1 protein-coding gene is annotated in these 24736 nt (G+C 74.6%); it reads right to left on the bottom strand.

The genetic code is table 11. The features are described 5' to 3' along the window. Window positions 1-26: 26 nt before the first annotated feature. Window positions 27-24716, bottom strand: a complete 24690-nt coding sequence (locus ACQPYE_RS17655) for a type I polyketide synthase (protein ID WP_498722425.1) — start codon at window positions 24714-24716, stop codon at window positions 27-29. Window positions 24717-24736: the final 20 nt, after the last annotated feature.

The raw sequence follows: 24736 nt of genomic DNA, 5'->3' as shown, positions 1-24736 counted from the left end.
CGTTCCGCGCGCGGCGGTCGGACCGGTCATGACAGCCCCAGTTCCCGGTCGATGAAGTCGAACATCTCGTCGGTGGTGGCGGAGTCGAAGCCGGCCGCGGCGGTCGGCGCCTCGGGTTCGGTGTCGCGCCACTGCGCCAACAACGCCTGCAACCGCTGGGCCACCCTGGTCCGGGTGGTCGCGTCCGCGTCCACCGAGGACAGCGCGTCCGCCAGTCGGTCGACCTCGTCCAGCGGCGAGGACGCCTCCGCGGAGTCGGCGCCGACGAGTTCTTCCCGCAGGTGCGCGGCCAGCGCGGTCGGGGACGGGTAGTCGAACACCAGGCCCGCGGGCAGGCGCAGCCCGGTGGCCGCGCCGAGCCGGTTGCGCAGCTCGACCGCCATCACCGAGTCGAAGCCCAGCTCGCGGAACGCGCGGTCGCGGTCCACGTCGTCGGGTCCCCGGTGGCCGAGGACGGCGGCGACGTGCGAGCGGACCAGGTCGAGCAGCACCGAGTCCCGTTCGGCGGTCGACAGACCCGCCAGCTTCCGGGGCAGCGAGGCGCCGTCGTCGGGACCACCCGCCGCGTCGGCGTGGCGGCGCGCCTCGGTCAGCACCGCCCGCGCCTGCGGCACCTCGGAGAGCAGCGGGCTGGGCCGGGTCGCGGTGAACGCGGTGGCGAAGCGGGACCAGTCGATGTCGGCCACCGCGGTGAAGGCGTCCCCGGCGTCCAGTGCGCGGTGCAGCGCCTCCAGCGCGAGGTCGGGGTCCATCTCCGGCACACCGTGCCTGCGGGCCAGCTCGCCGACCGGGCCGTCGGCCATGCCCGCACCACCCCACGGACCCCACGCCACGGACACGGCGGGGAGCCCGAGGGACCGGCGGTGCGCCGCGAGCGCGTCGAGGAAGGCGTTGCCCGGCGCGTAGTTGCCCTGGCCGGGCGTGCCGAAGGTGCCGGCGAAGGACGAGAACAGCACGAACGCCGACACCGAGCCGGTCAGCGTCAGTTCGTGCAGGTGCAGGGCCGCGTCGACCTTCGGGCCGGTGACGTGGTCGACCCTGGCGACGTCGAGGGTGTCGATCACGGTGTCGTCGAGCACGGCCGCGGTGTGCACGACGGTCGTGAGCGGGACGTCCGCCGGCACGTCGGCGAGCACGGCGGCGAGGGCGTCGCGGTCACCGGCGTCGCAGGCGGCGACGGTGACCCGGCTGCCCAGCGCGGTCAGCTCGGCGATCAGCTCCTCGGCGCCGGGCGCGCCCGTGCCGCGGCGGGACACCAGCAGCAGGTGCGGAGCGCCGCGCGCGGCCAGCCAGCGGGCCACGTTGGCGCCGAGCGCCCCGGTGCCACCGGTGACCAGCACGGTCCCCTCAGGACGCCAGCGCTCGTCGGCCGGCCGGTCGGGTGTGTGGGCGGCGGACACCAGTCGACGCCCGAACAGCCCGGCCGCGCGCACCGCCACCTGGTCCTCACCGGTGGCTCCGGACAGCAGCGCGACCAGCCGGTCCCCCGCCTGCCGGTCCAACCCGGCGGGCAGGTCGACCAGGCCGCCCCAGCGCTCGGGGTGCTCCAGTGCCGCGACGCGGCCCAGGCCCCACACCAACGCCTGCACGGGCGCGTCGAGCGACTCGGAGTCCGACACCGCCACCGCCGAGCTGGTCGCGCACCACACGGGCGCGGACAGCCCCGCGTCACCGACGGCCTGCACCAGGGCGATGGTCTGCACAGCCCCTCGGCGGGCGGACCGGTGACCGGGGAAGGGCTCCTCGGCCAGGGCGAGCAGGGACAGGACGCCCGCCGCGGGTTCGCCACCACCGAGCAGGCCGGCCAGCACGGCGCGGTCGGCGTCGGCGGGTGTCACGAGGGCGCGCACGGCGGCACCGTGCCGGGACAGCGCCTCCGTGACGGCTCCCACGAGCGGGTCCTCCTCGAAACCTCCGGGCACGACCAGCAGCCAGGTGCCGGTGAGGACGGCGGGAGCCGGGTCGGGCACGGGACGCCAGACGACCCGGTAGCGCCAGGAGTCGACGGCGGAGCTGGCCCGTCCCCTGCGCCGCCACGCGGACAGGGCGGGCAGCACGGCGCTGAGCGGGGCGGCCGGGTCGAGCGCGAGGGTGTCGGCGAGGTGTTCCAGGTCTTCGCGCTCGACGGTGTCCCAGAACCTGCTCTCGACCGTGTCGGCGGCCAAGGCCGGACCGCTTCCCTCCGGCGCGGTCATCCAGTAGTGCTGGTGCTGGAACGGGTAGGTGGGCAGGTCGACCCGCCGACCGCCGGGGACCACGTCCGGCCACTTCGGAGTGACACCGCGCACCACGGCCTCACCCAGCGACAGCAACATCCGCTCCAGGCCACCGTCGTCACGCCGCAGCGAGCCCACGGCCACCACGTTCTCCGCCTGCTCCTGCACCGCCATCGTCAGGATCGGGTGCGGGGAGCACTCCACGAACGTCCCGAAGCCGTCACCCGCCAACTTCTCCACCGCGTCCGCGAACCCCACCGTCGAGCGCAGGTTCCGGAACCAGTAGTCGGCGTCCAGGGCGGAGCCGTCCTCCACCTGACCCGTGAGCGTCGAGTACAGCGGCACCTCACCGACCTGCGGCCGGATCGGAGCCAACACCCCGGCCAACTCCTCGCGCAACTCCTCCACCTGGGCCGAATGCGACGCGTAGTCCACCGCGATCCGCTTCGCCCGAACACCCTCGGCCTCACAGACCGCGACCAACTCGTCCAACGCGTCCGGCTCACCCGACACGACAACAGCCGACGGACCGTTCACCGCAGCGACCGAGATCCGCTCACCGAACAACGCGATCCGCGCACGCACATCCGCCTCGGCCGCCGCGACCGACACCATCCCGCCACGACCCGCCAGACGGCGCAACACCTGCGACCGCAACGCCACGACTCGTGCCGCGTCCTCAAGCGAAAGCGCCCCCGACACGCAAGCCGCCGCGATCTCACCCTGCGAGTGACCCACCACAGCCGCAGGCTCAACACCCCACGAACGCCACAACGCCGCCAACGACACCATCACCGCGAACAGCACCGGCTGCACCACATCCACACGATCCAACGACACCCGACCGTGCAAAGCATCATCCAACGACCAGTCACAGAACGGCTCCAACGCGGCAGCGCACTCGTTCAACCGCGCCGCGAACACGGGCGACTGGTCAGCCAGTTCCAGGGCCATGCCGACCCACTGCGAACCCTGACCCGGGAACACGAACACCACCCGACCCGACTCACCCGCCACACCACGCACCAACGCGGGGTGTTCGGTGTCGGTGGCCAGTGCCCGGAGCGCGGCCGTCAGCTCCGCCCCATCGCGCCCGACCACGACAGCGCGCTGTTCGAACGCCGATCGGGTGGTGGCCAGCGAGAAGGCCACGTCCGCCGGGTCGTGCCCGTCCACCGAGGACAGCAGCCGGGCGGCCTGGTCGCGCAGGGCCTTCTCCGTGCGGCCCGAGAGCGACCACGGCAGCGCGACGGGTCGCGCGACGGCCGGTGCGGGGGCGGTAGGCGCCGGTGCCTGCTCCAGGACCAGGTGGGCGTTGGTGCCGCTGATGCCGAACGACGACACCGCGCCGCGCAGCACCCGACCGGTTCCGTTGAGGTCGACGGCATCGGTGAGCAGGCGGACCGCCCCGGACTCCCAATCGACGTGCGTGGAGGGCTGGTCCACGTGCAGGGTGCGCGGCAGCACGCGGTGCCGCAGCGCCAGGACCAGCTTGATCAGGCCCGCGACACCGGCGGCGGTCTGGGTGTGGCCCAGGTTCGACTTGACCGAACCCAGCCACAGCGGCTCGTCCCGGTCCTGGCCGTAGGTCGCCAGCAACGCCTGCGCCTCGATCGGGTCGCCCAACGCGGTGCCGGTGCCGTGCGCCTCGACGAAGTCCACGTCGGTCGGTTCCAGGCCCGCGTTGGCCAGCGCCTGCCGGATCACGCGCTGCTGCGACGGGCCGTTCGGCGCGGTGAGTCCGTTCGACGCTCCGTCCTGGTTCACCGCACTGCCTCGCAGCACTGCCAGCACCGGATGACCGAGGCGCTGCGCGTCCGACAGCCGCTCCACGACCAGGACACCGACGCCCTCGGACCAGCTCGTGCCGTCGGCGGCCTCGGCGAACGGCTTGCAGCGGCCGTCGGGCGCCAGGCCGCCCTGGCGGGAGAACTCGGTGAACGCGCCGGGGATGGCCATGACGGTCGCGCCGCCCGCCAGCGCGAGGGAGCACTCGCCGCCGCGCAGCGCGTTCGCCGCGAGGTGCAGGGCGACCAGGGATGACGAGCACGCCGTGTCGACAGTGACGGCAGGCCCTTCCAGTCCGAGCGCGTAGGACACCCGGCCGGACGCGACGCTGGTCGCGTTGCCGGTCAGCAGGTGGCCCTCGACGCCTTCGGGGAACGCGGGCAGGCCCGCGCCGTAGTTCGAGGTCGCCACGCCCACGAACACACCGACGTCCTTGCCGCGCAGGGTGTGCGGGTCGAGGCCGCCGCGTTCGAGCGCCTCCCAGGACGTCTGGAGCAGCAGCCGCTGCTGCGGGTCCATCGCCAGCGCTTCACGCGGGCTGATGCCGAAGAACGCCGCGTCGAAGTCACCGGCGCCGCGCAAGAACCCGCCTTCGCGGACGTGCGTGGTGCCGGGGCGTTCCAGCGTCGGGTCGTAGAGCGCGGCCAGGTCCCAGCCCCGGTCGGCGGGGAACGCGGAGACGCCGTCGCGGCCCTCGACCAGCATCCGCCACAGCGCTTCCGGGGAGTCCACCCCGCCGGGGAACCGGCACGCCATGCCCACCACGGCGATGGGTTCGTCGGAGCGGGCCCGTGCGGGCGCCGCGTCGGTGGACCGGTCGTCCGAGCCGAGCAGCTCGGAGCGCAGGTGCTCGGCCAGCGCGACGGGGGTGGGGTGGTCGAAGACCAGGGTCGCGGGCAGCCGCAGCCCGGTCTCGGCGTTGAGGCGGTTGCGCAGCTCCACCGCGGTCAACGAGTCGAACCCGCTGTCCTTGAACGCGCGGCGCGGCTCGACCGCGTCGGGACCGCTGTGCCCGAGCACCCCGGCGACGTGGGTCCGCACCAGGTCGAGCAGCAGTCGTGCGGCTTCCTCCGGTGACGTCCCGGCGAGCCTGTCGGCCAGGCCACGCTCACCGGCGGTGGTCTCGGCGCGGCCGGCGCGCCTGCGGGTGGTGCGGGCGTCGCCGACCAGGTCGCGCAGCAGCGCCGGCGCGGCGTCCGGGTTGGCGCGCAGCCCGGCGAGGTCGAGCCGCATCGGCACGCACACGGCCTCCGGCGCGGCCACGGCGGTGTCGAACAGGCTCAGGGCGTCCCGCGTCGACAGGGCGGCGACCCCGGCGCGGGTGAGGCGTTCCCGGTCCGCGGAGCCCAGGTCGGCGGCCATCGAGTCGGCTTCGTCCCACAGTCCCCAGGCCAGCGCGGTCGCGGGCAGGCCGAGGCCGCGGCGGTGCCGGGACAGCGCGTCCAGGTAGGCGTTGGCCGCGGCGTAGTTGCCCTGGCCCGCGCCGCCGAACACCCCGGCCGCGGAGGAGAACACGGCGAACTCGGCCAGGTCGCGGTCACGGGTCAGCTCGTGCAGGTTCAGCACCGCGTCGGCCTTGGGCGCCAGCACGGTGTCGAGGCGCTGCGGGGTGAGGGATCCGATGACGCCGTCGTCGAGGACGCCGGCGACGTGCACCACGGCGGTGAGCGGGTGTTCGGCGGGGATGCCGTCGAGCAGTGCGGCCGCGGCGGCGCGGTCGGCGAGGTCGCAGGCGACGACCCGTGCCCGCGCGCCCGCCTCGGCGAGGTCGCGCAGGAGCTCGGGCGCGCCGTCGGCGTCGGGGCCGCGCCTGCTCACCAGCAGCAGGTGCCGTGCGCCGCCCTCGGTGGCCAGGTGCCTGGCCACGCGTCCGCCGAGCGCGCCGGTGGCCCCGGTGACCAGGACGGTGCCCTCGGGGTCGCGCGGGCGGGGCACGGTGAGCACGACCTTGCCGACGTGCTTGGCCTGGCTGACGAACCGGAACGCCCGGCGGGCGTCGCGGACGTCCCAGTGCTTGCGCGGCAGCGGGCGCAGCGCACCGCTGTCGAACAGCGCGACCAGGTCGGCGAGCATCTCGCCGATGCGCTCGGGTCCCGCCTCGATCAGGTCGAACGCCCGGTAGGCGACACCGAGCCCGGCGGCGTCGCGGACGTCGGTCTTGCCCATCTCCAGGAACCGGCCGCCCTCGGCCAGCAAGCCGAGCGAGGCGTCCACGAACTCACCGGCCAGCGAGTTCAGCACCACGTCCACCCGCGGGAACCGCTCGGCGAAACCCAGCGTGCGCGACGACGCCAGGTGGTCCTCGGCCACGCCCAGCGCCCGCACCGCGTCCCACTTGCCGCTACTGGCGGTGCCGTAGACCTCCGCGCCCCAGTGCCGCGCGAGCTGCACAGCGGCCATGCCCACGCCACCGGCGGCGGAGTGCACCAGCACGGATTCCCCGGCCTTGAGGTCGCCCAGGTCGCGCAACGCGTAGTAGGCGGTCAGGAACGCCAGCGGAACGGCCGCGGCCTGCTCGAACGACCAGTCGTGCGGCATCGGCGCGAGCATCCGGGCGTCGGCGACGGCGACCGGGCCGAACGCCTCGGGCACCATGCCGAACACCCGCTGCCCCGGCAGCAGGTGGGTGACGTCCGGGCCGACCTCGGTGACCACGCCCGCGCCCTCGCTGCCCATCGGGGCGTCACCGGGGTACATGCCCAGCGCGATGAGGACGTCGCGGAAGTTGACGCCCGCCGCGCGCACGGCGAGCCGGACCTCGTGGGACCCCAGCGGGCGGGACGCGTCGGAGGGCACGACCCGCACCGCGTCCACGGTGCGTTCCTCGCCGGCGGCCAGGTGCCACTCGGCGGTCCCGGCGGGCGGTGCGAGCACGGGGGTGTCGGCGGCGCGGCCCAACCGGGCCACCTTGAGCGCGCCGTCGCGGACGGCGATCTGCGGTTCGACGCCCGAGGCCGCGAGGCGCAGCGCGGCGACCGGCAGGTTGGCTCCCGCGTGGTCGAGGTCGCACAGCACCAGCCGACCGGGGTTCTCCGACTGGGCGGAGCGGACCAGGCCGTGCACCGCGGCGGCGGGCAGGTGCGCGGCGTCGGGCGCGTCGAGCGTGGCGCCCTCGGTCAGCACCACCAGCCGGGAGTCGGCGAAGCGGTCGTCGGAGAGCCAGCGCTGCACCAGGCCCAGCGCCGCGTGGGTGGCGGTGCGGGCGGTCCCGCCGGTGGCGATGCTCGCCACGACGAGGGCGGGGACGCTCGCCGCGCCCCCGGCGGCCAGGTCGTCCAGCGCTTCGGCGACCAGGTCGGGGCTCTGGTCGCAGCGCGGCGGGACGCCCAGCGCGGCCCAGCGCACGGGCGCGTCGGTGTCGGCCGATCCGGTGGGGTCGGTCCAGCGCAGGTGCAGCAGGGCGGTGCCCGCGGCGGTCGCCCGCGCGGTGGCGGCGGGGCGCAGCACCAGGGAGTCCACGGTGGCCACGAGCGCGCCGGCGGGGTCGACGGCCACCAGGCTCACCGCGCCGGACGCGGTGCGGCGCAGGGTGACGCGCAGCGCGTCGGCGCCGGCCGCGTGGAGGGTGACGCCGGTGAACGCGAACGGCACGCCGCCGCTGCCGGGGTCGCAGGCCAGCGCGTGCAGCGCGGCGTCCAGCAGCGCGGGGTGCAGGCCGTGGGCCGCGGCGTCCGCGCCGAAGGGCTCGGGCAGCACGACGTCGGCGTGCAGCGCGCCGTCGGTCCGCCACACGGCGCGCAGGCCGCGGAAGGAGGGGCCGTAGCGGAAGCCGTCGGAGGCGAGCCGGTCGTAGAAGCCGTCCAGCGGCACGGGTTCGGCGGCGGGCGGCGGCCACTCCCCCGCCGGCGCGGGAGCCGGCGGGGTGTCCCGGGCGAGCAGGCCGGTGGCGTGCGCGGTCCACTCGGCGGCCGGATCACCGGCGGGCCGGGAGTGGACGGTGAGGGTGCGGGCGCCGTGCTCGTCGCGCGCACCGGCCGTCACCTGTAGCTGCACGGCGTCCAGCGCGGGCAGGACCAGCGGCGCGGACAGCGTCAGGTCGGCCACGAGCGGGCAGCCGACCTCGGCGCCGACGTGCGCGGCCAGGTCGACGAACGCGGTGCCCGGCAGCAGGACGGCGTCGCCGATGCCGTGGTCGGCCAGCCACGGGTGGCTGCGGGTGGACAGGCGCGCGGTGAACACGTGGACGTCGCTGCCCGCCAGTTCGACGGCGGCGCCCAGCATCGGGTGGCCGGCCGCGCCCAGGCCCGCCGCGCCCACGTCGCCCGCGACGGCGAACGCGCGTGGCCAGAACCTGGCGCGCTGGAACGGGTAGGTCGGCAGCGCGACGGGCCGCGACGGGGTGCGGCCCGCCGTCCAGTCGACCTCGACCCCCGCCACGTGCAGCGCGGCGAACGCGGTGGCGGCGGTGAGCGGTTCGGGCCTGCCGGGGCGCAGCAGCGGCACGCTCACCGAGCCGGCGCCCAGGCTCGCGCCGGCGAGCCCGGCGAGCCCGCCGTCCGGACCCAGTTCGAGCACGGCCGTCACGCCGGCCTCGACCAGGTGCCGCACGCCGTCGTGGAACCGGACGGCCTGGCGGAGCTGGCGCACCCAGTGCTCCGGCGAGGTCAGCTCCTCCGCCGTGGCCGCGGTCCCGGTGACGTTGGTGATGATCGGCAGGCGGGGCGGGTGGAACGTCAGGCCCTCGGCGACGCGGCGGAACTCGGCCAGCACCGGGTCCAGGTGCGCGGAGTGGAAGGCGTGGCTCACCCGCAGCGACCGCACCTTGCGCCCCTGCGCGCGGAACCGCTCGGCGACGGCGTGCACGGCGTCCGCGTCACCGGAGACGACGGTGGAGTCCGGCCCGTTGAGCGCGGCGATGCCCGCACCGGGCACGTCCGCGAGCACCGCGAGGACCTCGGCCTCGTTCGCGGCGAGGGACGCCATCGCGCCCCCGCCGGGCAGGCTGCCCACCAACCGACCCCTGGCCGCGACGAGCGCGCAGGCGTCGGGCAGGTCGAGCACCCCGGCCACGTGCGCCGCGGCGAGTTCGCCAACGGAGTGGCCCAGCAGCAGGTCGGGCACGACACCGCGGGCCTGCGCCAGCCGGAACAGCGCGACTTCCAGGGCGAACAGCGCGGGCTGGGTCCAGGCGGTGTGGTCCAGCAGCGCCGCCTCGGGGGTGCCCGCCTCGGCGAACAGCACCTCGCGCAGCGGCCGGTCCAGGTGCGGGTCCAGGTGCGCGCAGACCTCGTCGAACGCCGCGGCGAACAGCGGCTCCGCGCGGTGCAGCTCCGCGCCCGAGCCGGGCCGCTGGCTGCCCTGACCGGAGAACAGGAAGGCCGTGCGGCCGGCCGTGGCGGTGTCGCCGGTCAGCACGCCCGCGGTGGAGCCGGCCGCGAGGGCGTCCAGCGCCCGCAGCACGGTGTCCGGGTCGTCGGAGGGCGGGACGGCGGCCCGCAGTTCCAGGTGCGCCCTGGTGGTGGCCAACGAGTGGGCCACGGCGGCGTGGTCCAGGGCGGGGTCGGCGCGCAGCCGTGCGGCCAGGTCGCCGGCGCGGGCGCGCAGCGCCGTCTCGGACCGGGCCGACAGCAGCAGCGGCCACGTCGTCGCGGCGGGGACCGCCGGCGAGTCGGGGACGTCCTCGGCCTGCTCCAGCACGACGTGGGCGTTGGTGCCGCTGATGCCGAACGACGACACGCCCGCGCGACGCGGCCGGTCGGTCCGGGGCCACGGGACGTGCTCGGTGACCAGGCGCACCGCGCCCGCCGACCAGTCCACGTGCGGGCTGGGCGCGTCGACGTGCAGCGTCGCGGGCACCTCGCCGCGCCGCAGCGCCTCCACGGACTTGATCACGCTCGCCACGCCGGCGGCGGCCTGGGTGTGGCCGATGTTGGACTTGATCGACCCCAGCAGCAGCGGCCGGTCGGCGTCGCGGTCCCGACCGTAGGTGGCCAGCAGCGCCTGGGCCTCGATCGGGTCGCCGAGCGCGGTGCCGGTGCCGTGCGCCTCCACCACGTCCACGTCGGACGGGCTCAGGTCGGCCGCCGCCAGTGCTTGGCGGATGACCCGCTGCTGGGAGGGGCCGTTGGGCGCGGTGAGCCCGTTGGACGCCCCGTCCTGGTTCACCGCACTGCCGCGCAGCACCGCCAGCACCGGGTGGCCGTTGCGGCGGGCGTCGGACAGCCGCTCCACCAGCAGGATGCCCGCGCCCTCGCCCCAACCGGTGCCGTCCGCGGCGGCGGCGAACGCCTTGCAGCGGCCATCGGCGGCCAGTCCCCGCTGCCGGGAGAACTCCACGAACGCGGTCGGCGTCGCCATGATCGTGGCGCCGCCCGCCAGGGCCAGGTCGCACTCGCCCGACCGCAGCGACTGGGCCGCCCAGTGCAGGGCGACCAGCGACGAGGAGCACGCCGTGTCGACCGTGACGGCCGGACCCTCCAGGCCCAGGGTGTAGGAGATGCGGCCGGAGATGACGCTGGCGGAGTTGCCGGTGGCGAGGTAGCCCTCGACGGGTTCGACCGAGGCGGCCAGCAACGCGCCGTAGTCCTGGCTGTTGGTGCCGACGAACACGCCCGTGGCGCTGCCGCGCAACCGGTTCGGGTCGATCCCCGCGCGCTCCAGCGCCTCCCAGCTCACCTCCAGCAGCAGCCGCTGCTGCGGGTCCGTGCACAGCGCCTCGCGCGGGCTGATGCCGAAGAACCCGGCGTCGAAGTCGGCGACGCCGTCGAGGAAACCGCCCTCGGTGGCGTAGGAGGTGCCCTGGTTGTCCGGGTCGGGGTCGTAGAGGGCGCTGGTGTCCCAGCCCCGGTCCTCGGGGAAGCCGCGCACGGCGTCCCGGCCCTCGGCGAGCAGTTCCCACAGCGCCTCGGGCGAGTCGGCGCCGCCGGGGAAGCGGCAGGCCATGGCCACGATCGCGATCGGCTCGTCGGACCGCGCGCTCCTCGGCCGCCCGCCGGCGACGGCGTCGTCCGCGCCCAGCAGCTCACCGCGCAGGAAGTCGGCGAGGTCCTCGCAGGTGGGGTGGTCGAACGCCAGGGTGGCGGGCAGCACCAACCCGGTGGCCGCGCCGAGCACGTCCCGCAGTTCCACCGCGGTCAGCGAGTCGATGCCCAGGTCGCGGAACGCCTTGCCCGCCGGGACGCGGGCCGCGGAGTCGTGCCCCAGGACCGACGCCACGCTGCCGCGGACCAGCTCCACGAGGTGGCGGCGGACCTCCGCCGGTGCGAGGTCGGCCAACTGCCCGCGCAGCGGTGAAGCCGCCGGGACCGCGGTCCCGTGTGGTGTCACGCGACCGAGCAGAGGGCTCGGGCGCGCGGTGGTGAAGGTGGCCGTGAACCGGGCCCAGTCCACGTCGGCGACCACGAGCAGCGGCTCACCGGTGCGGGTCAGCGCGGTTACCGCGCGGCTCGGCTCCAGCGCGCGCAGGCCGCGCCGCGCCAGGTCGGCACCCGCCGCGCCCGCGCCCATGCCGTCGCCCGCCCACGGTCCCCACGCGATGGAAATACCCGGCAGACCCGACGCGCGACGGTTCTGCATGATCGCGTCCAACTCCGCATTCGCGGCGGCATAGGCCACCTGACCGCCACTACCCCAGACTCCAGCGATCGAGGAGAACACCACGAACGCGTCCAACCCACGCTCACGCGTCACCTCGTCCAACAACCGCGCACCAACCACCTTCGCCCGCGAGGCTTCGGCCAGGTCCGCGGGCGTGACGTCGAGCAGCCGCCCGGTCGAGGAGACACCGGCGGTGTGCACCACGGCATCCGGCTCCCACTCCGCGACCAACGCCGCCACCGCATCACGATCGGCCACGTCGGCAGCCACCACGTGCACCTCGACACCGGCCAGTTCAGCGACCAGCCCGGCCGCGCCGGGTGCGTCCGGACCACGCCTACCGACCAGCACCAACCGCTCCGCGCCGGCGCGGGCAGCCCAACGGGCCACCTCCGCACCCAGCGCGCCGGTGCCACCGGTGATCAGCACCGTGCCGCGAGGCGTCCACCCGGTGCGGGTGTCGGGCGCCACGACGAGCCTGCGCGCGAACGCGCCCGCCGCACGCAGCGCCACCTGGTCCTCGGCCGCGGTCGGCACACCGCCGAGCAGGTCCCAGGTCCGTTCGTCCGGCGTTGACGGGAGGTCGACCAGACCACCCCACCGGTCGGGGTGCTCCAGGGCGGCGACGCGCCCCGCACCCCAGACCGCGGCCTGGTCCGGCTCGACGGAGTCGGCGGGGTCGACCGCCACCGCGTTGCGGGTGACCGCCCAGATCCGGGCGGTCGAACCGGCCACCGCGCGCACCGCGGCCACGACCAGGCGGGGGTCGGGTGCGGCCAGGAGGAGCCCGTCCACCGGCCCGAGGTCGTCCAGCAGACCGGTCAGGTCGGCGTCGGCGGCCACCTCGACCAGGCGCACTCCCCTCGCGACGACGGGAGCCAGGACGTCGGCGGTGGTGGGCGTGGTGACGACCACCCAGTTACCCGGCAGGTCCGCGGTCGCCCGGATCGTCGTCGGTGCCCACTCGACGCGGTAGCACCACTCGTCCACGGCGGAGGCTTCACGGCGGGCACGGCGCCACGCGGTGAGCGCGGGCAGCACGGGTGCCACGGCGTCCCTGCTCAAGCCGAGCGTGGCCGCGAACTCCGCCACGTCGGCCTGCTCGACCGAGGTCCAGAAACCCGACTCGGCCGGGTCCGCCGCGGCGGTGGGCAGCTCACCGGCGTCGAGCCAGTAGCGGCGGCGCTGGAAGGGGTAGGTGGGCAGGTCGATGACCCGGCCGCCCTCGTGCAGGCTGGACCAGTCCACCGATCCGCCCGTGGCGTACACAGCGCCCAGAGCGGAGACAGCCGTGACCGCTTCATCCCGATCGGCTCGTAGGGCGGGAGTGCACGGCAGGTCCGGCACCAACGCGGTCAACACCGCGTCCGGCCCGATCTCCACACACCGCGCCACACCCTGCAACCGCGCGACGGCATCGCCGAACCGCACCGTCTGCCGCACATTGCGAACCCAGTACTCCGGATCCGCGATCGACCCCTCATCCACAGTGGACATGAAGGTGACGCTCGGTTCCGCGAACGACACCGACGCCACGACAGCGCGGAAGTCGTCCAGCATCGCGTCCATGTGTGCCGAGTGGAACGCGTGACTCACCGTGAGCCGCTTCGTACGACGCCCCCGGGACGCGAACCCCGCCGCCAACGCGAGCACCGGCTCCTCGTCACCGGACAGCACCACCGAACGAGGACCATTCACCGCCGCCAACGACGCGCCCTCGGGCAGCGAAATTTCGTCCTCGGACGCCTCCACGGCGACCATCGCACCGCCGGTGGGCAGCGCTTGCATCAACGCACCACGCGCCACCACCACACGGCACGCGTCTTCCAACGAGAACACACCGGCGACGTGAGCAGCGGCGATCTCACCGATCGAGTGACCGACCACCACATCCGGCGTCACACCCCACGAGGCGAACAACCGCGACAACGCCACCTCGACCGCGAACAAACCAGGCTGAGCGAACTCCGTCTCGTCAATACGCGCGTCATCGGACGACAGAACTTCCCGCACCTTGGCCGGGAAGTGCGACAACACCTCGGCCCACGCCTCGGCGAACACCGGGAACGACGCCGCCAAACCACGACCCATCCCGATCCGCTGCGAACCCTGACCCGTGAACAGGAACGCCGTTCCACCACGAACCACAGCACCCCGGCTGTCGACGGCGTCCAGCCCGGCCGCCAGCTCCTCGCGCGACGAACCCACCACCACCGCGCGGTGGTCGAGCGCCGCGCGGGTGGTCGCCAGCGATCGGGCGACGTCGGCGGGGTCGGCGTCGAGCAGGGCGCGCAGCCGGACGGCTTGGTCGCGCAGGCCCGCCGCGTCCTGGGCGGACAGCACCCACGCGTGCGGACCGGGGCGTGACGCGGCGGGAGTGGCCGGTTCGGTCGCGGCGGGGGCTTGTTCGAGCACGACGTGGGCGTTGGTGCCGCTGATGCCGAACGACGACACGCCCGCTCGGCGCGGTCGGCCCACCTCCGGCCACGGCCGGTTCTCGGTGGTCAGCCGCACGGCGCCCGCCGACCAGTCGACCTGCGGGGTCGGCTGGTCCACGTGCAGTGTGGCGGGCACGATCCCGTGGTCCAGCGCCTGGACCACCTTGATGATCCCGGCGACGCCGGCGGCGGCCTGGGTGTGGCCCAGGTTCGACTTGACCGAACCCAGCCACAGCGGCTCGTCCCGGTCCTGGCCGTAGGTCGCCAGCAACGCCTGCGCCTCGATCGGGTCGCCCAGGGTGGTGCCGGTGCCGTGCGCCTCGACCACGTCCACGTCGGACGGGCGCAGGCGCGCGTTCGCCACCGCCGCCAGGATGACCCTCTGCTGGGAGGGGCCGTTGGGGGCGGTGAGGCCGTTGGACGCGCCATCGGAGTTGACCGCGCTGCCGCGCACCACGGCCAGCACCCGGTGGCCTCGCCTGCGCGCGTCGGACAGCTTCTCCAGCAGCAGCAGGCCGACGCCCTCGGCGAAGCCGGTGCCGTCGGCGGAGCCCGCGAAGGACCGGCACCGGCCGTCGGCCGACAGTCCCTGCTGGCGGCTGAACTCGACGAACAGCCCCGGCGTGGACATGACGGTGACGCCGCCGGCCAGCGCCAGGTCGCACTCACCGGACCGCAGCGCCTGCGCCGCCAGGTGCACGGCCACCAACGACGACGAGCACGCCGTGTCGATCGTGATCGCCGGGCCTTCCAGCCCGAACGCGTAGGCGACGCGGCCGGAGACCACGCTGGCGGAGTTGCCGGTGCCCAGGTGCCCTTCGACGCCCTCGGGCACGGACACCAGCCTGCTGGCGTAGTCCTGGTACATGACGCCGGCGAAAACACCCGTGCGGCTGCCGCGCAGGCTCGACGGGTCGATCCCGGCCCGCTCGAACGCCTCCCAGGACGTCTCCAGCAGCAACCGCTGCTGCGGGTCCATCGCCAGCGCCTCGCGCGGCGAGATGCCGAACAGCCCGGCGTCGAAGTCGGCCACGTCGTGCAGGAAGCCGCCCGCGGCGGTGGCGGAGCGCCCGGAGCCGGTCAGCGCGGCGAGGTCCCAGCCCCGGTCGGTGGGGAACCCGGAGACGACGTCGCGGTTCGCCGTGACGAGGTCCCACAGGTCCTCGGGCGACTCGACACCACCGGGGTAGCGGCAGGCCATGGCCACGATGGCGATCGGCTCGTCGGCGGGTGCGGCGGTGGTGACCGGCGCCCGCACCGCGGTGGCCTGCCCGGCGAGCGCGGCGGTGACGTGCGCGGCCAGCAGGACGGGTCGGGGGTGGTCGAACACCAGCGTGGCGGGCAGGCGCAGCCCCGACGCGACGGCGAGGCGGTTGCGCAGCTCCACGGCGGTGAGCGAGTCGAACCCGAGGTCTTTGAACGCGCGTTCGGGGTCCACGGCATCGGCGTCGGAGTGCCCGAGCACGGCGGCCACGTGGGAGCGGACCAGTTCCAGCACGGCGGTCGCGCGTTCCGCCTCGGGCAGCGCGGCCAGGCCGGAGGTCTCGACGTCGGGTCGGGCGGTGGCGGCACGGCGGCGCGCGGCGGGCACCAGGGCGCGCAGCAGCGGCGGCACCACCCCGCTGCCGGCGGCGGCCCGCGCGGTCGTCAGGTTCAGGTCGAGGGGCAGCAGCACGTCCTCGGACGTGGTCACGGCCGCGGTGAACAACCGCAGCGCTTCGGCGTCGCCGAGGGCTCCGGAGCCGCCGCGACCGGCGCGGCGCAGCTCCACGGCACCCAGGTGGCCGGTCATGCCGCTGGCACTGGCCCACAGCCCCCACGCCAGCGAGAGGCCGGGCAGCCCGGCGGCGCGGCGGCGGCGCGCCAAGGCGTCGAGCGCGGCGTTGGCCGCGGCGTAGCCGGCTTGGCCCGCGTTGCCGAACACCCCGGCGGCCGAGGAGAACAGCACGAACGCGGTCAGCTCCCGGTCGCGGGTCAGCTCGTGCAGGTGCAGCGCGGCGTCCACCTTGGGCGCCAGCACGGCGTCGACCCGGTCCGGGGTGAGCGCGGTGACCACGCCGTCGTCCAGGACACCGGCCGCGTGGACCACGGCGGTGACCGGGAACTCCGCGAGGAGCGCGCCGAGAGCGGCGCGGTCGGTGACGTCGCAGGTGGGTAGGTGCGCGGTGGCGCCCAGCTCGGCCAGTTCGGCGACCAGCTCCGCCGCGCCCGGCGCGTCGGGGCCGCGGCGACCGGCCAGCACGAGGTCGCGCACGCCGTGCTCGGTGACCAGGTGGCGGGCGAGCAGCCCGCCGAGGGTGCCGGTGCCACCGGTGATCAACACCCGGCTGCCCGGCGGGAACGGCTCGGGGGACGTGGACGTCGTGGCGCGGGCCAAGCGGGGCGCGAGCAGCCGGCCGTCCCGCACGAGCAGCTCGGGTTCCTCGAACGCCGGCGCGCGGAGCACCGCCGGGTCGTCCGCCGGGACGTCGGGGTAAGCGTCGACCAGCACGAACCGGCCGGGGTGCTCGTTCGCGGCGGACCGCACGAACCCGCGCACGGCCGCCGAGGCGAGGTCGCCGTCCTCCGCGCCACGCGTCAGCACCACCAGCGGTGCCCCGGTCTCATCGGCGCCGTCGAGCCACTGCCGCACGGCGTCCAGCACCGAACGCACCCGCTCGTGCACGTCCTGCGCGGTGTCGCCGGGCGGGACGTCGAGCACGACGACCGGGGCGGTGGTGTCGACCTCGGCCAGGGGCACGCCCAGTGGCCAGATCGCGCCGCGCACCGGGGAGAACTGCTCTGGTTCGGCCAGTTCGGTCTGCCGCACCGCGTAGAGGACGGCCGTCGTCGGTCCGGCCAGCGCGGCGGGGTCGAGCGGGCGCAACGCCAGGGAGCCGATGCCCGCGACCGGCGCGCCGGTGTGGTCGGCGACTGTGACGGCGACCGCGTCGGGTCCGGCCGGGGTGATCCGCACGCGCAGCGCGACCGCGCCGGTGGCGTCGAGCCGCACGTCGGTGAAGGAGAACGGCAGCCAGCCGCGGGTCGGGTCGCCGACGTAGGAACCGAGTCCGGCGGCGTGCAGCGCCGCGTCCAGCACGGCGGGGTGGATGCCGAACCGGGCGGCGGCGTCGTGCTCGGTGTCGTCCAACCGCACTTCGGCGAGGACGTCGGCACCGTGCCGCCACGCGCGGCGCAAGCCGCGGAACACCGGGCCGTAGGACAGGTCCCGGGTGGCGAAGTCCGGGTAGAGGCCGGTGATGTCCAGCTCCGTGGCGCCGGGCGGCGGCCACTCGTCCAGGTCGAGGCCGAGACCGGCCGGGACGTCCGTGGTGAGCACGCCGTCGGCATGGCGGGTCCAGGACGTGCCATCGGGGGCGTCGTCGGGCAGCGAGTGGATGGACACGGGCCGCCGGCCGGTGGCGTCGGCCGCGCCCACGGACACCTGGAGCCGCAGCGCGGTGTCGTCCGGCACCACGACGGGGTGGTGGAGGGTCAGTTCCTCGACGTGCGGGGTGGCGGTGTGCTCACCGGCGCGCAGGGCGAGTTCGAGCAGGGCGGTGCCGGGCACCACCAGCCGACCGGCGACCACGTGGTCACCGATCCACGGCTGGGTGTCGAGACCGAGCCGGCCGGTGAGCACGGTGCCGTCGCCGTCGGCGAGGGTCACCACGGCTCCCAGCAACGGGTGCCCGGCCGCACCCTGGCCGAACCCCGCCGGACCCGCGGGGCCGAACGCGACGCCCTTGGGCCAGAAGCGGCGGTGCTGGAAGGGGTAGGTGGGCAGGTCGATCCGGCGACCGCCGGGGACGACGTCCGTCCACTTCGGAGCGACACCGCGCACCACGGCCTCGCCCAGCGACAGCAGCATCCGGTCCAACCCGCCGTCGTCACGCCGCAGCGAGCCGACCGCGATCACCTCGTCCGCCTGCTCCTGCACCGCCATGGTCAGCAGCGGGTGCGGGGAGCACTCCACGAACACACCGAAACCGTCACCCGCCAGCTTCTCGACCGCGTCAGCGAACTCCACGGTCGAACGCAGGTTGCGGAACCAGTAGTCGGCGTCCAGCCCCGACCCGTCCTCAACCTCGCCGGTGAGCGTCGAGTACAACGGCACGCCACCGACCTGCGGCCGGATCGGCGCGAGCACCTCGGCCAGTTCCTCACGCAGTTCCTCGACCTGGGCCGAGTGCGAGGCGTAGTCCACCGCGATCCGCTTCGCCCGCAAGCCGTCCGTGACCAACTCGTCCAACGCGTCCGGCTCACCCGAGACGACGACCGCTGACGGCCCGTTCACCGCCGCGATCGAAATCCACTCACCGAACGGCTCGATCAGCGCACGCACCTCGGCCTCAGAGGCCGCGATCGACACCATGCCGCCACGACCAGTCAGGCGGCGCAACACCCGCGAGCGCAACGCCACCACACGCGCCGCGTCTTCGAGCGACAACGCACCCGAGACGCAGGCCGCCGCGATCTCGCCCTGCGAGTGACCCACCACCGCAGCCGGTTCGATGCCCCACGAACGCCACAACGCGGCAAGGGACACCATCACCGCGAACAACACCGGCTGCACCACATCAACCCGCTCCAACGCGAGCGGATCATTGAGAGCATCGCGCAAAGACCAGTCGCAGAACGGTGCCAACGCGGCAGCGCACTCGTTCAACCGCTCCGCGAACACCGGCGACTGCTCCGCCAACTCCAACGCCATACCAACCCACTGCGAACCCTGCCCCGGGAACACGAACACCACACGGCCGGTGTCGGCAACCGTTCCGCGCACCAACGCGGGATGCTCCACACCATCGGCCAACGCACGCAGACCGTCACGACCCACGACGACGGCCCGGCGGTCGAGGAGGGTCCGGTTGCCGACGAGCGAGCGGGCGACGGAGGCGGCGTCCGCACCGCCGTCCACCACCGCCAGCAGGCGGGCGGCCTGCCGGCGCAGCGCGTCATCGGACCGCGCGGACAGCACCCAGGGCACCACGGCGTCGGTGACGTCGTCGGCCACCGGCACGTCGTCCTCGTCGGCCTGCTCCAGCACGATGTGCGCGTTGGTGCCGCTCACGCCGAACGATGACACACCGGCGCGTCGCGGCCGGTCCACGTCGGGCCAAGGGCGGGACTCGGTGATCAGCTCCACCGCACCCGAGGACCAGTCCACGTGCGGCGAAGGCGCGTCCACGTGCAGGGTCTTGGGCAGCACGCCGTGGCGCAGCGCGAGAACGGTCTTGATGACGGCGGCGACGCCGGCGGCGGCCTGGGTGTGGCCGATGTTCGACTTCACCGACCCCAGCAACAACGGCTCTTCGCGGTCCTGGCCGTAGGTCGCCAGCAACGCCTGGGCCTCGATCGGGTCGCCCAAAGTGGTACCCGTACCGTGGGCCTCTACGACGTCCACATCGGACGGTTCGAGACCCGCGTTCGCCAGTGCGGCCCGGATGACCCGCTGCTGAGCCGGCCCATTCGGCGCGGTCAACCCATTGGACGCGCCGTCCTGGTTCACCGCCGAGCCACGCATCACCGCCAACACCGGGTGGCCGTTGCGGCGGGCGTCCGACAAGCGCTCCACCACCAGCACACCGACACCCTCACCCCAACCGGTGCCATCTGCACCGGCCGCGAACGCCTTGCACCGACCATCCGCGGCCAGTCCCCGCTGCCGCGAGAACTCGATGAAAGCGCCAGGCGTCGACATGATCGTCACGCCACCGGCGACGGCGAGCCCGCACTCCCCCGAGCGCAGGGCCTGCGCGGCGAGGTGCAGCGCCACCAACGACGCCGAGCAGGCCGTGTCGACCGTGACCGCAGGCCCCTCCAGACCGAAGGTGTAGGACAACCGGCCCGACACCACGCTGGCGGAGTTCCCAGTGGCGAGATGGCCCTCGACGCCTTCGGTGGAGCCGGTGAACAGGGGCGCGTAGTCCTGGCCGTTGGTGCCGATGAACACACCGGTCGCGCTGCCGCGCAACGCGTGCGCGGGAATTCCGGCGTTTTCGAACGCCTCCCACGTCGTCTCCAGCAGGAGCCGCTGCTGGGGGTCCATCGCCAGCGCCTCACGCGGCGAAATACCGAAGAAATCAGCGTCGAACCCCGACGCGTCCCTCAGGAACGCACCCTCCACCGCGTAAGTCGTGCCCAGGTTGTCCGGATCAGCATCGAACAACCCACCCAAGTCCCAATTCCGGTCATCCGGGAACGCACCCACCGCGTCCCGACTCTCCACCAACAACCGCCACAGATCCCCAGGCGACACCACACCACCCGGGAACCGACACGCCATCCCCACGATCGCGATCGGCTCGTCGGACACGGCCGCGGCGACGACCGACGGCACGCGGGCAGCGGTCGCCCCGGCGAGGAGTTCTTCGACGTGCTCGGCCAGCTCCGCCGGGGTGGGGTGGTCGAACACGGCGGTCGCGGGCAGGGCGAGGCCGGTCGCCGCGTTGAGCGCGGTGCGCAGCTCCATCGCGGTCAGGGAGTCGAAGCCCAGGTCGCGGAACGCGCGGTCGGGGGTGACCTGGCGGGCGGAGGTGTGCCCGAGGACCGCCGCCGCCCGGTCGCGGACCAGGGTGAGCAGCTCCTGGCGTCGGCGGTCGGCGGGCAGGGTGCGCAACCGGTCCGCCAGGTCGCCGCGCCCGACGGCGGGGAGCGCGCGGCGGGCGTCGGGCAGCTCGTCGAGCAGCCGGGTGGGCCTGGTCGAGCGCAGGGCGGGCGCGAACACCGCCCAGTCGACGTCGGCGACGGTGACCACGGGCAGACCGGAGCCGACCGCCACGGCCATCGCGGTCACGGCACGCTCGCCGGGCAGCGCGGTGAACCCGCCGCGGGCGGTGCGGGCCGCGGCCTTGCCGCCCGCCGCCATGCCCTCGTCTGCCCACGGTCCCCAGGCCAGGGAGGTGCCGGGCAGACCGGTGGCGTGGCGTCGGGCGACCACGGCGTCGAGCTCGGCGTTGGCGGCGGCGTAGTTGCCCTGACCCGCGGCGCCGAAGGTGGCCGCAGCCGAGGAGAACACCACGAACGCGTCCAGGTCCGAATCGCGGGTCAGCTCGTCCAGCACCCGGACGGCAGCGGCCTTGGCGGTGGTGACGGCGCGCAGTCGTTCCGGGGTCAGCCGGTCGAGCACACCGTCGTCCAGCACGCCCGCCGTGTGCACGACGGCATCGGGGTCGTGCTCGGCCAGCACCGTGGCCATGGCGTCCCGGTCGGCCACGTCGGCGGCCTCGACCCGGACGTCGACCCCGGCGGCTGCCAGCTCGCCGACCAGGTCCGCCGCGCCGGGGGCGGCCTCACCGCGCCGGCTGACGAGCACGATCCGCGTCGCGCCGCCGGCCGCGCACCAGCGGGCGACGCGGGAACCCAGCGCGCCGGTGCCGCCGGTGATCAGCACGGTGCCGCGCGGAGTCCAGTCCTGACCGCCGGGGGCCGGCCGCACCAGGCGTCGGGCGTGCACGCCGTCCGGCCGCACGGCGATCTCGTCCTCGCCGGAGCCGAGAGCGGCTGCGATCACGTCGACCGCGGTGTCGTCCGGGTCCGAGGGCAGGTCGAGCAGTCCTCCCCACCGCTCGGGCACCTCGACGGCGGCGGTCCGGCCCAGACCCCACACCGCGGCCTGTTCCGGCGCGGTGACGGGGTCCGCCGAGCCGGTGGACACCGCGCCCGAGGTCAACGCCCACAGCGGAACCGCCGTGCCGGAGTCGCCGAGGGCCTGCACCGCGGCCAGCACCCCGGCCGAGGTCGGCCATAGGCACAGCACACCCTCGGGAGCGTGGTCAGCCAGTGCCGCGGCGAGGTCACCGCGGTTCGCGGCGGGGTCGACCCGGAGGACGTGCGCGCCGCGACCGGCGAGGCCTTCGGCGACCCGGGTGAACGGCGTGGTGGCGTCCTCGGGCAGGAGGACCAGCCAGCGGTCCAGCGCGACCGGGGGCGCGGTCGGGACGGCGACCCACTCGTCCCGGTAGCACCACGAGTCCACGGCGGAGCGCTCGTGGCGGGTGCGGCGCCAGGTGGCGAGCGCGGCCAGGACCGGTTCGAGCTGCGCCCGGTCGACTTCGAGGGTGGCGGAGAGCGCGTCGAGGTCCTGCCGGTCGAGGACGTCCCAGAACCCGTCGTCCACGACCGCGGGTGCGGTGGGCTCCGGCCAGAACCTCTCGCGCTGGAAGGGGTAGGTGGGCAGGTCGATGACCCGGCCGCCCTCGTGCAGGCCCGACCAGCCCACCACGCCGCCCGTGGCGTGCACGGCACCGAGGGCGGACACGGCGGTGACTGCCTCGTCCCGATCGGCTCGTAGGGCCGGAGTGCACGGCAGGTCCGGCACCAACGCGGTCAGCACCGCGTCCGGCCCGATCTCCACGCACCGCACGACACCCTGCAACTTCGCGACAGCGTCGGCGAACCGGACCGCCTGCCGCACGTTGCGCACCCAGTACTCCGGGTCCACAATCGAACCATCATCCACTGTGGACAAGAAGGTCGTCTGGGGCTCGGCGAAGGACACCGACGCCACGACGGCCCGGAAGTCGTCCAGCATCGCGTCCATGCGCGCCGAGTGGAACGCGTGGCTGACCGTCAACCGCTTCGTGCGGCGGCCCCGCGCCGCGAGGTCCGCCGCCACCGCGAGCACCGGCTCTTCGTCGCCGGAGAGCACCACCGATCGGGGGCCGTTCACCGCGGCGAGGGATACGCCGTCGACCAGGGTGATCTCGTCTTCGGACGCCTCGACCGCGACCATCGCCCCACCCGTGGGCAAGGCCTGCATCAAAGCGCCACGCGCCACCACCAGGCGACACGCGTCCGCAAGCGAGAACACACCCGCGACGTGCGCGGCAGCCACCTCACCGATGGAGTGACCGACGACGACATCCGGCGTCACGCCCCACGACGCGAACAACCGCGACAGCGCCACCTCGACCGCGAACAACCCCGGCTGGGCGAAAGCGGTCTCATCAATACGCGCATCCTCGGACGACAAGACCTCCCGCACCTCCGCCGGGAAGTACGACAACACCTCAGCCCACGCCTCGGCGAACACCGGGAACACCTCGGCCAACCCACGACCCATGCCCACCCGCTGCGAACCCTGACCCGTGAACAGGAACGCCGTCCCACCACGAACCGCGACGCCGCCGCTGTCGACGGCGTCCAGCCCCGCCAACAGCTCCTCGCGCGACGAACCCACCACCACCGCACGGTGCTCGAAAACAGACCGGGTCGTGGCCAACGAGAACCCGACGTCCACCGGCGACCAGTCGGCACGGTTCGCCAAGTCCGCACGCAGCCTGGCCGCCTGGGCGCGCAGCGCTTCCGGGGAACGCGCCGCCAGCGGCCACGGCACCGGGCCCGCGGGCGCCGACCGCTCGACCGCGGTCTCCGCCGGCTCGTCGACGGCCTGTTCCAGCACGACGTGCGCGTTGGTGCCGCTGATGCCGAACGACGACACCGCCGCCCGGCGCGGCCGGTCCAGCTCAGGCCAGGCGGCGGGCTCGGTGAGGAGCCGCACCGAGCCCGATTCCCAGTCCACCTGCGGGGACGGCTCGTCCACGTGCAGGGTCTTGGGCAGCACGCCGTGCCGGAGCGCCATCACGGCCTTGATCACGCCGGACACGCCGGCGGCGGCCTGGGTGTGGCCGATGTTGGACTTGACCGACCCGAGGAACACCGGCCGCTCGCGGTCCTGACCATAGGTGGCCAGCACGGCCTGCGCCTCGATCGGGTCGCCGAGGGTGGTGCCGGTGCCGTGCGCCTCCACCAGGTCCACGTCCGACGGCTCCAGCCGCGCGTTCGCCAACGCCTGCCGGATCACCCGCTGCTGAGACGGGCCGTTCGGCGCGGTCAGCCCGCTGCTGGCGCCGTCCTGGTTGACCGCGCTGCCCCGGACCACGGCGAGCACGCGGTGGCCGTTGCGGCGCGCGTCGGACAGCTTCTCCAGCAGCAGGACGCCGACGCCCTCGCCGAAGCCGGTGCCGTCGGCCGCCGCCGCGAACGGCTTGCAGCGCCCGTCGGGCGCGAGCCCGCGCTGCCGGGAGAACTCGATGAAACTGCCGACGTTCGACATGACGGTGACGCCCGCCGCGACCGCGAGGGTGCACTCGTCCTGGCGCAGCGCGGACGCGGCGAGGTGCAGCGCGACCAGCGACGACGAGCAGGCGGTGTCGACGGTGAGCGCGGGCCCTTCCAGGCCCATCGTGTAGGAGACGCGGCCGGACACCACGCTGGCGGCGCTGCCGGTGGCCACGTAGCCGCCGACGTCCTCCGCCGCGCCGTGCAGGCGGACGGCGTAGTCGTGGTACATGACACCCGCGAACACCCCGGTGCGGCTGCCGCGCAGCGAACGGGGGTCCAGACCGGCGCGTTCCACCGCCGTCCAGGTGTGCTCCAGCAGCAACCGCTGCTGCGGGTCCATGGCCAGCGCCTCACGGGGGCTGATGCCGAAGAACCCGGGGTCGAACAGGCCCGCGTCGTGCAGGAAGCCGCCCTCGCGCACCTCCAGCGCGCCGTGCCCGTCGGGGTCGTGCAGCGCGTCGGTCTCCCAGCCGCGGTCGGTGGGGAACCGGCCGATGCCGTCGCGGCCCTCGTCCACCAGCCGCCACAGGTCCTCCGGCGAGTGCACGCCTCCGGGGTACTGGCAGCTCATGCCGATGACGGCGATCGGCTCGTGTCGCCGGTCCTCCGCCTCGCGCAACCGCCTGCGGGTCTCCCGCAGGTCCGCGGTCGCGCGCTTGAGGTAGTCCAGGACCTTGTCGTCATCCGCCATCTACAGCCACCTCCAGGCAG

Origin of the sequence: Actinosynnema sp. CA-299493 (assembly GCF_050946825.1) — a bacterium.
In the GTDB taxonomy this organism is placed as follows: domain Bacteria; phylum Actinomycetota; class Actinomycetes; order Mycobacteriales; family Pseudonocardiaceae; genus Actinosynnema.
The sequence above is the reverse complement of the archived record's forward strand: the minus strand, read 5'-3'. Positions and strand labels throughout refer to the sequence as shown.

What these genes read in the sequence shown, in the direction of transcription:
- ACQPYE_RS17655 (WP_498722425.1), bottom strand. Translation starts at nt 24,716, where the DNA reads ATGGCGGATGACGACAAGGTCCTGGACTACCTCAAGCGCGCGACCGCG.